The sequence below is a fragment of the Vibrio caribbeanicus ATCC BAA-2122 genome, assembly GCF_000165125.1.
Classification (GTDB): Bacteria; Pseudomonadota; Gammaproteobacteria; order Enterobacterales; family Vibrionaceae; genus Vibrio; species Vibrio caribbeanicus.
In genome coordinates this window covers 18,640-32,122 of sequence record NZ_AEIU01000054.1, presented here as the reverse complement: position 1 = coordinate 32,122, position 13,483 = coordinate 18,640, and the positions used below count along the sequence as shown (strand labels likewise).

The following is a 13,483-nucleotide window of genomic DNA, read 5'->3' as shown; positions in this document are numbered from 1 at the left end:
TTTTATTCTTCAGATAAGTATAGTCTCGCCCTAAAATAAGCTTAACGTTTCTAAGAACAAGGTTTTTGCTGATTGAAGCGGAGTATCGATTAGTATTCGCCACTTACTTGGAGAGCCTCAGCAACCCAGTTTTATGTTGCTGAAGCTCACTTATCATCAAATTTGAATCTAGTGCCAGCTTTATGAGGGTTAAGACACTTTTTGCTTTTGATAAGCTACCCATTGCTTAATGTGGAAATTCTGATTCCTTATCCGGCACGTATTCTAAAAGGTCTCCAGGCTGGCAATTTAAATGAGTACATATCGCTTCAAGTGTTGATAGTTTGACTGCTTTCGCGTGTCCGTTTTTTAGTACGGATAAATTTTGCTCTGTAATACCAATAAGTTTGGCAAGCTCATTTGAGCGCATTTTCCGTTTTGCCAACATGACATCCAAATTAATAATAATCGCCATATTAAATTGTCAACTTACTCTCTTCTTGTAGATGAACAGCTTTTTCCATCACAACGGCAATGACTTGCACAATAAAACCAATGATCATCGCAGTAATGGCGCTATCATCAATAGTAAACGACATGTTCCAATTTTCGCCATTGAAGGATAAAGCTAAACTAAGAAGTATATCGCTCATAATTTCAATAAATGGTGTAGCAATCAATAAATAGCTTATTTTTTTGAAACACAATGCATTTTGAAATTCAAAGATAATGCCTTCCTTGTACAAACGAAATAGTACTATGAGCTGCCAGAGTATTGCCACCGTAACTAGTGTCGAAATTATACTTGGAAAGTAACCGATCACAGAACGGGCGGTAGAAAGAGGAAGTGTAACTTCAATAGGAAAACTGGCGCTAAACCAAGGGGGATTAAAATTATACATTGTAGTGCTGAACCAGAACACGGTATCGAGAGAAATGATTAAGACGATAGAAAACCAAAATAAACCGACAAGATTACGACTAAAATGACTGATGGATTGTTGCTTCATTTAAACCTCTTTGCTAGATATTCTCTGCATGATATTAATCAGTCAATTAAAATAAGACAATATATATTTATCGTTTTACAATAATTACTTGTTGTTTTTAGGTGTTAAATGATTGATTTTTATTTTTAGATCATTAGCATGGGCGACCTTTGATTGATAAAGATGATTAATGGTAATGTTTATAATGAATAAGCATATTTTCTTGTCCTTTACGTTAGCTTTGACAGCAGAAACTAGTTCGGCCAATACGTTTTTGGATGACCTAAAGACCGGATACAGCAGTTTGGATGCAGGCTCATCACACAACGATTTTTACATCGATACTACCAAACCCAAATCGAATATTTCTATCCTAGATGAGAATCCATCGGAGTACTCTCTCTATGACATTGAACAGAGACACGAGTTACGCGCTTTTACTGGTGATAAGTGCAAACAGCAAAGTCTTGGTCAATGGGACATTGAGCTAGAATCGAAAGAAAATCAGCATGTAACATGTTATATCGGCCACTTCCCAGAGAGTGGCATCAAGACGTACATGCAGTCGAATGATGATGATTATAACGTTGGTTTCTCTTGGGAGTTTGAGTAAACCTTATCGGATACGTTTCTTAAATTTGATACTTTTATAAGATATATCGGCGATGCTCTTATTTACTATTTAGATTAATTAATGCCCTGCTACATTATTGTTGACGAAATTGTTAAAAACTATCTATTAAAAATATTTTACTTTTTCATTTAATAAAGTTAACGATATGAAAGAAGCAGTTATGGGTAAAAATAAATCGCTGAAATTAGCTATCATCATTACAGCACTTGCTGTGCCGTTACCAAGTTACGCAGTCAATATCTCGCCTTTTTTTGATTGGCTCTTAAACCTCGCCAACCCAAATCAAGATGATACTAACCCAGAATACGTTGATGGATGTTTCAATACATCCTGTGTGGATTCTCCATCAACTACAGGAAAATGGGGAGAGGTTTTTTCTATCCCCATTATCCCCATTCATATGTCTCTGGGGCCTGATGGTCGAGTATTAATGTACGGGTCTGGAAAAGATGGTAGTCAAGGAACGATGGAATACGTGGTATGGGATCGCCAGCCATCAGGTCATCACTTTACAGCACTGCCAAATACGATGCCGACAGATACCTTTTGCGCAGGTCAATCAAGACTCGCTAGTTCCGGCGACCTGATCATGATCGGGGGAGATAATGGAACAGGTGAAAATTTCGGTAACGCAAACACAACATTATTTTCTGCCAATAACTTAATTAAAAATGTCAATTATTCAATGGTTTACCCAAGGTGGTACCCTACGGTAACAACGCTTCCGGGCGATGAATATCTAGTCCAAGGAGGAAGTACTAATGGGGTGCTTGGTACGGGTGTAATCGTGCCAGAAATTTACAACCCGAGAATAGGCTATCGCTCCCTGATTAATGCCAGGAGTGAATTCGCCTATGGCGATGACTTTAATAGGTGGTGGTATCCGAGAACTTGGGTTCTGCCGAACCGAAAAATATTCACCATTTCAGGTCCAGCGATGTATTACACGGATGTAAAAAACTTCGGCCAAACTGTGCCAGCAGGTGAGTTGAGCACAGAGAACATTGGCGCAACTTCAACAGCAGTGATGTACCGTCCTGGTAAAATCCTTCAGGTTGGTGGGGGCGATAAAGCGAATCATGTCGGTGACTCTGTCATTGCTTCGAACGCGGCAAGTATTATCGATGTCAAAGGGGATTGGCCTTCTGTAAGGCAAATTTCTCCGATGAAAAACCGTCGACACTGGGCTAATTCTACGTTGTTACCAGATGGCAATGTTTTGGTCACTGGCGGCTCAGAAGCAAATGGAGCCGTGGGTGAAGTTCTTAGTCATCCAGTCGGTTATGAAGCGGAATTATGGGACGCAAGAACTGAACAATGGGCAACCATGACTTCTGAAAAACATCTTCGTCACTATCACTCTTCGGCGCTACTACTTCCTGATGGTTCGGTTCTTTCCGCTGGGACAGGTGCCCCTGGGCCGAAGAATAATTTAAACGGCCAGATTTTTTACCCTCCGTACTTATTTGATGGTGATAGCTGGGCGAAACGTCCGGTCGCGAACATCTTGGACAAAACACTCGCTTACGGTCAGAAGCTCACGATCAACGTGGATGACAGTAGTGCGATTAAGTCTATCACTATGGTGAAAAATGGTGTTGTCACACATTCATTCAACAATGAACAGCGTTTTCGCCACCTACCAATTACTCTAAAAAGTACCAAGTCGGTGACGGTAAAAATTCCATCGTCTCCATATCAGTTAACGCCAGGCCATTACATGCTCTTTGCCATTAATGAAAAGGGAACACCTTCAATAGGAACCATCGTTCATCTTCCCCCTAAATCAAAAAATCTAGGCTGGACGGAGCAAAAGCCGTTGGTAACAAATGGAAATTTTGAGAATGCAGGCATTATCGACGTCACTGATGTCTCCCCTGCGGTTCAGGCATTAGGAGCTGTCATCGGTGAGGGGGCTGCACGAGGTGCTATTCAATGGCAAGCCAATTTGGTTGGACTTTCTCTTAACAATAAAGACCAAATTGAGGTCGGATTTGGAGAGTATATGTCTGGAAAACGTTTCGGAGATTGGTACGTTCAAAACAATGGAGTTGAAGTGCAAGCATCCTCACATCAGCACATGGGGCAGGTACAAAATGGAAAGCAATTTCTGGACTTAAATGCTGATGGGAAAATATGGCAAGACATAAAAGGACTTATTGCCGGTCAAAGATACAAAATTAGCTTTGATTATGCTGTGCATGAAGCCTCCAAAGTGTGTCACCAATGGTTTTGGGGGTGGTGCTGGAATCAAGCTTCAGCGAAAATAGAGATCGGTTCTTTGAAACATCCTTGGACGGCGATTAATCGAGGAAAAGAGAGTTGGAAGAGTTATTCAAAAGAGTTCGTCGCATCAAGCCAAGTTGAGCGGTTGTCAATAACCGCCACTCAAGGATCAAAGACCGGAGGCATGTTAGTCGATAATGTTTTTATCACCCCTGTGTATTAGAAAGTATTAATTAAAACCAAAGGCACTTTGATTTGAAATCGCCCAAAGTTATACCCGGTCATTTGGCGTAATCCGCCAATCTACCGGTTATCATCGCTTTAGAACTGAGTGCATAATGAAAGCAAGCCTTTGTACTTGGCTCCACTTTTTACATCCGTGGAGCCAGTGCTTATTTACCAATACAGAAAGATGAAAAGATTCTACCCAGTAGATCATCGGAGCTAAATTCTCCGGTGATCTCGCTCAGGTGTTGCTGAGTGATACGCAGTTCTTCTGCTAAAATCTCTCCAGCCATATAGCTTTCGAGTTGTTGTTGGCCGATTTGTAAATGTTCGGCGGCTCGGTCTAAGGCTTCTAGGTGACGGCGGCGAGCCATGAAGCCACCCTCATTGCTACCAGAGAATCCCATACATTGTTTTAGATGAAGACGCAGAGATTCAACACCTTCTCCGGTTTTTGCCGATAGACGAATTAAGGTGGGATCGTTCACATGACAGATCCCAAGTGGCTCATCAGTTTGATCGGCTTTGTTGCGAATCACGGTGATCCCAATATTGTCTGGTAAACGATCAATGAAATCTGGCCAAATTTGTTTGGGGTCAGTTTCCTGGGTTGTGGTTCCATCAACCATGAATAAAACACGATCGGCTTGCGAGATTTCTTCCCAAGCACGCTCAATTCCAATTTTTTCGACTTCATCACTGGCATCACGTAGGCCGGCAGTATCAATAATGTGTAATGGCATACCATCGATATGAATGTGTTCTCTCAATACATCCCGGGTTGTGCCAGCGATATCGGTGACAATTGCCGATTCTTTACCTGATAGTGCATTGAGCAAACTCGATTTTCCGGCATTTGGCCGTCCAGCAATCACGACCTTCATCCCCTCGCGCATAATCGCACCTTGATTGGCTTCTTGGCGCACTGCAGCGAGATTATCTATGATACTTTGTAAGTCACCAGCCACTTTTCCATCGGCGAGAAAGTCGATTTCTTCTTCTGGGAAATCGATAGCCGCTTCGACATAGATCCTCAGATGAATTAACGATTCAACTAAGGTGTGAATACGGCCAGAAAAGGCTCCTTGTAATGACATCAAGGCTGATTTAGCGGCTTCTTCAGAACTGGCATCAATCAGGTCGGCAATAGCTTCTGCTTGTGCAAGGTCGAGCTTATCGTTAAGAAACGCGCGCTCAGAAAACTCTCCGGGCCTTGCGGTGCGAAGGCCTGGTATGGTGAGAATACGTTTAATCAGCATATCCATTACCACTGGACCACCGTGCCCTTGTAGTTCAAGAACGTCCTCCCCAGTAAAGGAGTGAGGATTGGGGAAGTATAATGCAATACCTTGGTCTATCTCAGTACCGTCTTGGGCTTTAAACGCTAAATATTCGGCATAACGTGGACGCAAATCCTTGCCGGTTATTTCTGACGCCACCTGTGTGGCTAAAGGTCCAGAGACTCGGATGATGCCAACGCCACCTCGACCAGGGGCGGTTGCTTGAGCGACTATGGTATCGGTTGTCATAAATTAGGCCTATTCTTGATGTTACTGTAGCTAGGAAGTTATGTGCTGAATTGTAATCAGGTCGATGAAAAAAGGCGACCCTTTGGTCGCCTTTTAATCGTAGAAATATTGCTTAGGCGGATTTGCTGTGCAGCCCTTTCTTCTCAAGTGATTTATAAATCAGCGTTTGCTGAATAAGCGTCACTATATTCGATACCAGCCAGTACAAAACAAGGCCAGATGGGAAGAAGATGAAGAAGAACGTAAACATTACTGGCATAAAGGTCATGATCTTCTGCTGCATTGGGTCCGTGACTGTTGTCGGGCTCATCTTCTGAATCATAAACATCGAAGCGCCCATCAATAGCGGTAAAATAAAGTATGGGTCTTTTGCCGACAAATCAGTAATCCAGCCAAAGAATGGAGAGTGGCGCAACTCGACCGACTCCATCAAGGCCCAGTAAAGGGCAATGAAAATCGGCATTTGCAGGAGTAACGGCAGACAACCACCAAGTGGATTCACTTTCTCTTTTTTGTAGAGCTCCATCATCTCTTGACTCATGCGCTGACGATCATCGCCAATACGCTCGCGCATGGCTTGCAGTTTTGGCTGCAACATACGCATTTTTGCCATTGAGGTATATTGTGCTTTCGTTAGTGGGTACATGGCTCCACGAACAATAAACGTCAAACAGATGATAGCGAAACCCCAGTTGCCGACAAAGTTATGAATGTAGGACAACAAAGAGTGTAAAGGTTTAGCGATAAACCACAGCCAGCCATAATCGACCACCAAATCTAAGTTATCGGCAACCTCAGCCATCTGATCTTGAAGTTTTGGACCGACCCACAGTGTGGCTAAAAATTGAGCTTTATCACCGTCTGCAATGGTTTTGTTTGGCATACGAATACCAATATCACCGACTGTATTATCTTGCGCAGGGTCAAAGGTGTTATCGTTGCTAACGACACGAGTGTAAATTTTAGTGTCGGGTTCATTTCTTGGTATCCAAGCGGTAGCAAAGTAGTGCTGGATCATGGCTACCCAACCTTTGCCATCAGGCAAGGTGATTGAGAGGCTTTTATCCTGCATGTCATCAAAACTGTACTTCTTATAGCGAGTGTCTTGATCTGAGTAGGCACCACCACGATAGGTTGGCATAGTAATGCTACCACCATCGTCAAGAAGAGTTTGACGAAGGTGTGCGTACGCCCCTATGGTAGCGTTGCTGCCAGAGTGGTTGACTACATCATATTTCACATCGATAGCATAACTGCCACGTTTGAAGATGAAGGTCTTGGTATATTCCAAGCCATTCGCCTTGTAGGTCATTGGGACGCTAAGTTCATCCTGACCGTCAGCAAGTACAAAACTGTCGCCATTAACTAGATACGCTGGACGCTGAGTCTTTAAATCGACACCCTGAGGACCAATAAGGCCGCTTTGCGCAATAAAAATATGGCTGGGTTTATCTTTGAGTAAAACGAACGGATCAGGTTTGTCCATTTGTTCTGCATATTGGTTGAGATCGGCATGAACCACATCACCCCCAACGGTATCAATCGATAGGGTTAAGACATCGGTTTTAACACTGATTGTCTTGGCAGAACTCGTTTGTACTGGAGCTGCATCTAGCTCGTCAGCAGAGTTTTGTACTGGAAGAGCACTGCTTGATTGAACCTGTTCAATCGGTTGCGAAGGTTTGTCCTGAAACTGTTGCCATTTAGTGAACAACAGAAAAGAAACCATTGCGAGCCCGATTAACAGGATGTTACGTTGAGAATCCATCGTTATTTATCTCTGTCTTGTATTGAAACTGGGGGTACAGGGTCATAGCCACCTTTATTACAGGGGTGGCATTTTAATAAACGTTTGCTTGTTAACCAACATCCTTTGATAAAACCGTGCAGCTTAAACGCTTCAATCGCGTATTCAGAGCAAGTTGGTGTAAAACGGCAACGCGGCCCAATCAGTGGACTGATGAGTCCTCGATAAAGACGGACTAACCCAATAGCTAACCACGTGAGGGGCGAGAAAGGCGATGCCATAGCTTATCAAACAACTTAAATATTTCCTCATTCGTTAAATCTTGCGCACTTTTCTTAGCAATAACAACAAAATCTTTATTAGGTAATTGATGTTGTTTATTGCGAAAACTTTCACGAGCAAGACGTTTAAAGCGATTGCGGGCTGGCGACGTTTTTATCTGCTTTTTCGGCACCGCTAGGCCTAATCTTGGATGAGAAAGTGAATTATTGCGAGCAATGATGGTGAAATGAGGTGAGCCAGCTCGATGAGCTTGCTGAAAGACATTTTGATAATGCTCGGGAGTTAACAAGCGTAACTCCCGATTGAACGCGTACGTATTCAAAATAAACTAGCGATTATTTTGATAGGCGCGCACGGCCTTTAGCACGACGTGCATTAATTACTTTACGACCGTTCTTAGTTGCCATGCGTGCACGGAAACCGTGAGAACGCTTGCGCTTTAGAACTGAAGGTTGAAAAGTGCGTTTCATGATAATTACCTTTACTGATCAGTAGTTTTAGGTCAATGTTAACCCGGCGTGGGTCGTTAATGTCTTCTTTGCATTCAAAGTAGACTAACCGACGCCTCTCAACAAAGAGGCGGAATTGTAATCACTGTCACACAAAGTGTCAATCTTTGTGCAAAGACACAATTCCGACCGAGCGATTATACGTAGTGTGAGTAAAATCTCAAGGATCCTTCGCCTTTAGTTTCGATCTTTACTCAACACCCACTTGGCGCAGGAACTTCTTGAGTCGATGATCTTGCGGGTTGTGAAAAATTTCTTGTGGAGAACCTTGTTCAACAATGTTTCCTTCGGCCATGAAAATAACCCGATCGGCGACTTCTTTGGCAAATTGCATCTCGTGAGTCACAACGAGCATGGTCTGTTGCTTACTTGCGAGCTCTTTCATTAGTGTGAGCACTTCTCCGACCCATTCAGGGTCAAGGGCCGACGTTGGTTCGTCAAACAACAACAGTTCAGGCTCTAGAGCCATTGCACGCCCGATACCTACTCGTTGTTGTTGTCCTCCCGATAAGCTTGCGGGGTAGTGATGTGCTTTATCACCGAGGCCAATGTCATTGAGAATACGTTGGGCATGTTCCAATGCTTGAGTTTTTTTCCAGCCGCGTACGGTGATCAGTCCTTCTGCAATATTTTGTTGTGCTGTCATGTGAGCGAATAAGGCATAGTTTTGAAAGACAAAACCTGTTTTTCGACGTAAAGCGAGTACGTCGGCTTGATTGGCGTTTTGACTATCTACGATGACATCATCAATTTTGATTGATCCCTTATCGGCCGTTTCTAAGAAATTAACGCAGCGCAACAAGGTCGATTTTCCGGTTCCACTGGATCCGATAATAACAATGATTTCACCTTGTTTTATCTCGATATCAATGCCTTTTAAAACAGCACTGTCGGCAAAAGATTTGTGAATGTTGGCCAATTTAATCATCTGGTGTACGCCTTATTTAAACGGTACTCTGCCCAGTTTTGTATTTGTGTCAGCAAAACAACGACTCCCCAATAGATCAGGGCAACGGCAAGAAATGCTTCAAAAAAACGGAAACTTGAAGAGGCTTCCATTTGTGCCTTAGCCATGATTTCAGCAACGCCTAGGGTAAAAGCTAATGACGTTGATTTGATCATATCGATGAAGTAATTCATCAAAGAGGGTAAAGCGACACGTGTTGCTTGAGGCAAGATGACTCGTTTCATTGCCTGAAGTTTGGTCATTCCGATTGATAGGCTGGCTTCCATTTGACTGCGATCAATACCGATAATGGCGGCACGAATACTTTCTGCCATGTAAGCGGCGAAATGTAAAGTAAGGCCTATCACAGCTGCGCTAAAGGCATTCAGCCCGACTAAAAACGGGAAAATTTGCGGTAAGCCGTAATACAGTAAAAACAACTGGACAAGCAGTGGTGTACCTCGAAAGAAACTGATGTATAGCTGGCAGAAAGGGCTCAATAATGGCACAGAAAAGACGCGAATATTCGCGATTAATAGCGCCAATATTAACGCGAAAACCACTCCCCAAGTTGCCATGGCCATCGTGGTACCCAAATACTTAAACAGTATTGGCAGTAGGCCCAACATATATTGAAAATCAAAGCCCATGATTCGCCCTTATTTTGTAATGGAAAAACCCACCGTCGTATGTCGGTGGGTTGTTTATCTGCGAGAAAGTCTACTCTGTGATATTGGCGTTAAACCACTTGCGTGAAATCTTTTCAAGAGTACCGTCAGCGCGCATAGCTTTTAGGGCTTGGTTGACTTCATTTCGTAGCTTCTGCCCTTGCTCATTATCAACGAATGGCCAAGCATTCTCTATGGTCTCAAAAGGTTGTCCTGCCAGTTCAAGAGGTAATCCGGTTTTTTTGATTAAAGCCAGTGCTGAAAGGCGATCCATAATGAAAGCATCCGATCTTCCCAGTGCCACATCATGTTCTATACCTGTGTCATAGGTCTTGATGTTGATCTTGCCTTCTTTGTCGTAGCTGCGCAGCAATTGTTCAAAATTGGATCCAAGGTTAACGGCAACACTTTTGCCCGCAAGGTCAGCAACACCTTTAATGTCTTTGTTACCTTTACGAACGGTAATTTGTGCACCATCGATAACATAAGGATCGGCGAACAAATATTTGGCTTGACGTGCTTCAGTAATGGTAATTTGGTTTGAAATCGTATCGATCCGGCCTGTTTCGAGTAAACCGAATAAACCAGAGAAGTTTGCTGTTACGTATTCCACTCTGTAGTCGTTACGTTTGGCGATTTCATCCCATAAATCCACTTCAAAACCCTGTAGTTTGTCTTGCTCTACAAAGGTGAAAGGGAAATAGCGTCCCGACATACCGACTTTGACATCAGTGGTTGCGTGTGCCAAAGAGGCAGCAAGTGATAGTGCTACGGTTAGCACCTTCATCCAGTTTTTCATATTACAACTCCAAATAATAGTGGTGATGAATATTACTGTGTCTTTGCTTAATTAGATAAATAACAAAGAGCAATATTGTATAGATTTGAGTCATAAGCTGATTGAGACGTTTTTCACTCGATATCAAGATCATGATCAATAACAATTCACAGAGTTATCACCAGATGAGAGATCAAGCATAAAATGTACGATTGTGGATCAATGTGTGAGTAAAAATGGGGCAGAATGTGAGGATCCGGTAATTTATCGCCAAAAGATTGTGAATAACTTAGATCTTATTCACTGGATCGTCGATCATTTACTGGCGATCTTGTTTATCAACAGGTAAAATCGACCTTCTTTTCAGATCAAATATTTCGAGTGGGGGCACTGTGTCATCTTCGCTATGGTTGCAATGTTTGCAACAGCTTCAAGAAGAGCTACCAGCAACTGAATTCAGTATGTGGGTTCGTCCGTTACAAGCTGAACTTAATGACAGTACTCTCACCCTATTCGCACCGAATCGTTTTGTTTTAGATTGGGTCAGAGATAAGTACCTCAATAGTATTAACCGATTGCTGCAAGAATATTGTGGCAATGATATTCCCAGCTTGCGTTTTGAAGTGGGAAGCCGTCCCGTCGCGGTTGCAAAAACAGCACCCAAACGCACACCAGCAGACGTGGCTGCAGAATCTTCCGCTCCTGCTCAATTGCAGGCACGTAAATCTGTTCACAAAACTTGGGAAAATGATCCTGAAACACTTGTCGATATTAATCATCGCTCCAATGTTAACCCCAAGCATATGTTCAACAATTTCGTTGAGGGTAAATCAAACCAACTTGGCTTAGCTGCGGCAAAACAGGTATCTGACAACCCAGGCTCGGCTTATAACCCACTATTTCTTTATGGTGGGACAGGTTTAGGTAAAACACACTTACTGCATGCAGTAGGGAATGCGATTGTCGACAATAAGCCCAATGCAAAAGTGGTTTATATGCACTCAGAGCGCTTTGTACAAGATATGGTGAAAGCCCTACAGAACAATGCCATTGAGGAATTTAAACGTTATTACCGCAGTGTTGATGCTTTGCTTATCGATGATATTCAATTTTTTGCTAATAAAGAGCGTTCGCAAGAGGAGTTCTTCCATACCTTTAATGCTTTACTGGAGGGTAATCAGCAGATCATTTTGACTTCTGACCGTTACCCAAAAGAAATCAGTGGAGTCGAAGATAGATTGAAGTCTCGTTTTGGCTGGGGTCTGACAGTTGCTATCGAACCGCCTGAATTGGAAACCCGAGTCGCTATTTTGATGAAAAAGGCTGAGGATCATCAAATACATTTAGCTGATGAAGTGGCGTTTTTTATCGCTAAGCGACTGCGCTCCAACGTTCGTGAGCTTGAAGGTGCACTTAATCGTGTTATTGCGAATGCCAATTTTACCGGACGTCCGATTACGATTGATTTCGTCAGAGAGGCGTTGCGTGATTTATTGGCACTGCAGGAAAAGTTGGTCACGATAGACAACATTCAGAAAACAGTCGCAGAGTACTACAAGATTAAAGTCGCTGACCTGCTGTCAAAGCGACGTTCTCGCTCTGTTGCTCGTCCGCGCCAGTTGGCGATGGCATTAGCAAAAGAATTGACTAACCATAGCCTGCCTGAAATTGGTGATGCTTTTGGTGGACGAGACCACACAACCGTGTTGCATGCCTGTAGAAAAATAGAGCAGCTTCGCGAAGAAAGTCATGATATAAAAGAAGACTACTCTAATTTGATACGTACTCTGTCTTCTTGATATAGAATATCAACCCGTTTGGCCGTCGGCTTATGGCCAAACCATTTTACCCATATTGATAAGAGCACTCTATGAAATTTTCCATTCAACGTAGCCATTTACTGAAGCCACTGCAGCAAGTTTCAGGAGCGCTTGGTGGTCGACCGACTTTACCCATTCTTGGGAATTTATTGCTTAAAGTTGCTGATGGGATGTTACTCATTACTGCGACTGATTTAGAAGTGGAGTTGATCAGTCGCGTCAATTTGGAAGGGGAGTTTGAAGCTGGGACCATCACTGTACCATCAAGAAAATTCCTAGATATTTGTCGTGGTCTACCGGATGAGGCTGTGATTACCTTCGTACTTGAAGGGGATCGTGTCCAAATTCGCTCTGGTCGAAGTCGTTTTTCTCTCTCAACGCTTCCTGCACATGACTTTCCAAACATCGAAGATTGGCAAAGTGAAGTGGAAGTTTCGCTGACTCAGGCTGAACTGCGTACTTTGGTTGAAAAAACGCAATTTTCTATGGCCAATCAAGATGTCCGTTATTATCTCAATGGCATGCTATTTGAACTTGATGGGACAACGCTTAGTAGTGTTGCAACAGATGGACACCGTATGGCGATGGCACAAGTCAATTTAGAGGGAGAATTCGCACAGCAACAAATTATTGTACCACGTAAAGGTGTATTAGAGCTGGTGAAGTTGTTGGATGCTCCCGAGCAAAAGGTGGTGCTGCAAGTTGGTAGTTCGAATGTTAGGGCAGAGGTTAATAATTATGTGTTTACCTCAAAATTAGTCGATGGTCGTTTCCCAGATTATCGACGAGTTATGTCTCTGACTCCATCAAAAACCCTGCTTGCTGATTGCGATCAACTTAAACACGCTTTTTCTCGTGCCGCGATTTTATCCAATGAAAAGTTTCGTGGTGTGAGGGTGAATTTGACTGACTCAGAAATGAGAATAACAGCAAATAATCCAGAACAAGAGGAAGCAGAGGAGATTCTTGACGTGAATTACCAAGGAGAAGCAATCGAAATAGGCTTCAATGTTGGTTACGTATTGGATGTGCTTAATACCTTAAAATGTAATGAAGTGAGGGTATCGATGACTGATGCAACATCAAGCACTCTGATTGAAAACGCGCAAGATAACAGTGCGGTCTACGTGGTATCACCGATACGTTTATAA

General features: G+C 42.9%; 14 protein-coding genes. 4 read left to right on the top strand and 10 right to left on the bottom strand.

The features are described 5' to 3' along the window. Positions 1 to 226 precede the first annotated feature (226 nt). Positions 227 to 454 (bottom strand): helix-turn-helix domain-containing protein, encoded by a 228-nt coding sequence (locus tag RH40_RS05165; RefSeq protein ID WP_009600320.1) that lies wholly within the window; start codon positions 452 to 454, stop codon positions 227 to 229. 1 nt (position 455) lies between these two features. Next, complete coding sequence (locus tag RH40_RS05160; RefSeq protein ID WP_009600319.1) at positions 456 to 989, bottom strand: DUF2975 domain-containing protein; 534 nt, start codon at positions 987 to 989, stop codon at positions 456 to 458. A 184-nt stretch (positions 990 to 1,173) separates the two neighbouring features. Here RH40_RS05160 and RH40_RS05155 point away from each other — a divergent pair, with 184 nt between their 5' ends. Together RH40_RS05155 and RH40_RS05150 are read left to right on the top strand one after the other, a co-directional pair. Next, positions 1,174 to 1,581 (top strand): hypothetical protein, encoded by a 408-nt coding sequence (locus RH40_RS05155; protein ID WP_009600318.1) that lies wholly within the window; start codon positions 1,174 to 1,176, stop codon positions 1,579 to 1,581. A 166-nt stretch (positions 1,582 to 1,747) separates the two neighbouring features. Next, the gene (locus tag RH40_RS05150; protein WP_009600317.1) at positions 1,748 to 4,051 is read left to right on the top strand and encodes a galactose oxidase early set domain-containing protein; all 2,304 of its coding nucleotides are present in this window, start codon (positions 1,748 to 1,750) and stop codon (positions 4,049 to 4,051) included. A 169-nt stretch (positions 4,052 to 4,220) separates the two neighbouring features. On the opposite strand, the gene mnmE is transcribed toward RH40_RS05150, so the two are convergent. From mnmE to RH40_RS05115, 8 genes are all read right to left on the bottom strand, one after another. Then, complete coding sequence (gene mnmE / locus RH40_RS05145) at positions 4,221 to 5,582, bottom strand: tRNA uridine-5-carboxymethylaminomethyl(34) synthesis GTPase MnmE (protein WP_009600316.1); 1,362 nt, start codon at positions 5,580 to 5,582, stop codon at positions 4,221 to 4,223. Between the two features lie 112 nt (positions 5,583 to 5,694). After that, positions 5,695 to 7,350, bottom strand: a complete 1,656-nt coding sequence (gene yidC, locus RH40_RS05140; protein ID WP_009600315.1) for a membrane protein insertase YidC — start codon at positions 7,348 to 7,350, stop codon at positions 5,695 to 5,697. A 2-nt stretch (positions 7,351 to 7,352) separates the two neighbouring features. Then, positions 7,353 to 7,610, bottom strand: a complete 258-nt coding sequence (yidD, locus tag RH40_RS20260) for a membrane protein insertion efficiency factor YidD (protein WP_009600314.1) — start codon at positions 7,608 to 7,610, stop codon at positions 7,353 to 7,355. Further along, entirely contained in the window at positions 7,577 to 7,900 is a 324-nt protein-coding gene (gene rnpA, locus RH40_RS05135) for a ribonuclease P protein component (protein ID WP_050790428.1), read from the bottom strand. The genes yidD and rnpA overlap by 34 nt, the downstream gene beginning before the upstream one ends. Before the next feature lie 46 nt (positions 7,901 to 7,946). After that, entirely contained in the window at positions 7,947 to 8,081 is a 135-nt protein-coding gene (rpmH, locus tag RH40_RS05130) for a 50S ribosomal protein L34 (RefSeq protein WP_009600312.1), read from the bottom strand. A 229-nt stretch (positions 8,082 to 8,310) separates the two neighbouring features. Further along, positions 8,311 to 9,048, bottom strand: coding sequence for an amino acid ABC transporter ATP-binding protein (locus RH40_RS05125; RefSeq protein ID WP_009600311.1), 738 nt, complete (start codon positions 9,046 to 9,048; stop codon positions 8,311 to 8,313). After that, positions 9,045 to 9,716 carry an amino acid ABC transporter permease gene (locus tag RH40_RS05120; protein ID WP_009600310.1) on the bottom strand — a complete coding sequence of 224 codons (672 nt, stop codon included), beginning with the start codon at positions 9,714 to 9,716 and terminating at the stop codon, positions 9,045 to 9,047. The genes RH40_RS05125 and RH40_RS05120 overlap by 4 nt, the downstream gene beginning before the upstream one ends. 70 nt (positions 9,717 to 9,786) lie before the next feature. Next, entirely contained in the window at positions 9,787 to 10,533 is a 747-nt protein-coding gene (locus RH40_RS05115; protein WP_009600309.1) for an amino acid ABC transporter substrate-binding protein, read from the bottom strand. Positions 10,534 to 10,904: 371 nt separating this feature from the next. On the opposite strand from RH40_RS05115, the gene dnaA reads away from it, so the two are divergent. After that, positions 10,905 to 12,311, top strand: a complete 1,407-nt coding sequence (dnaA, locus tag RH40_RS05110) for a chromosomal replication initiator protein DnaA (RefSeq protein ID WP_009600308.1) — start codon at positions 10,905 to 10,907, stop codon at positions 12,309 to 12,311. Positions 12,312 to 12,382: 71 nt separating this feature from the next. Then, on the top strand, positions 12,383 to 13,483 hold the full coding sequence (dnaN, locus tag RH40_RS05105; protein ID WP_009600307.1) for a DNA polymerase III subunit beta: 1,101 nt from the start codon (positions 12,383 to 12,385) through the stop codon (positions 13,481 to 13,483).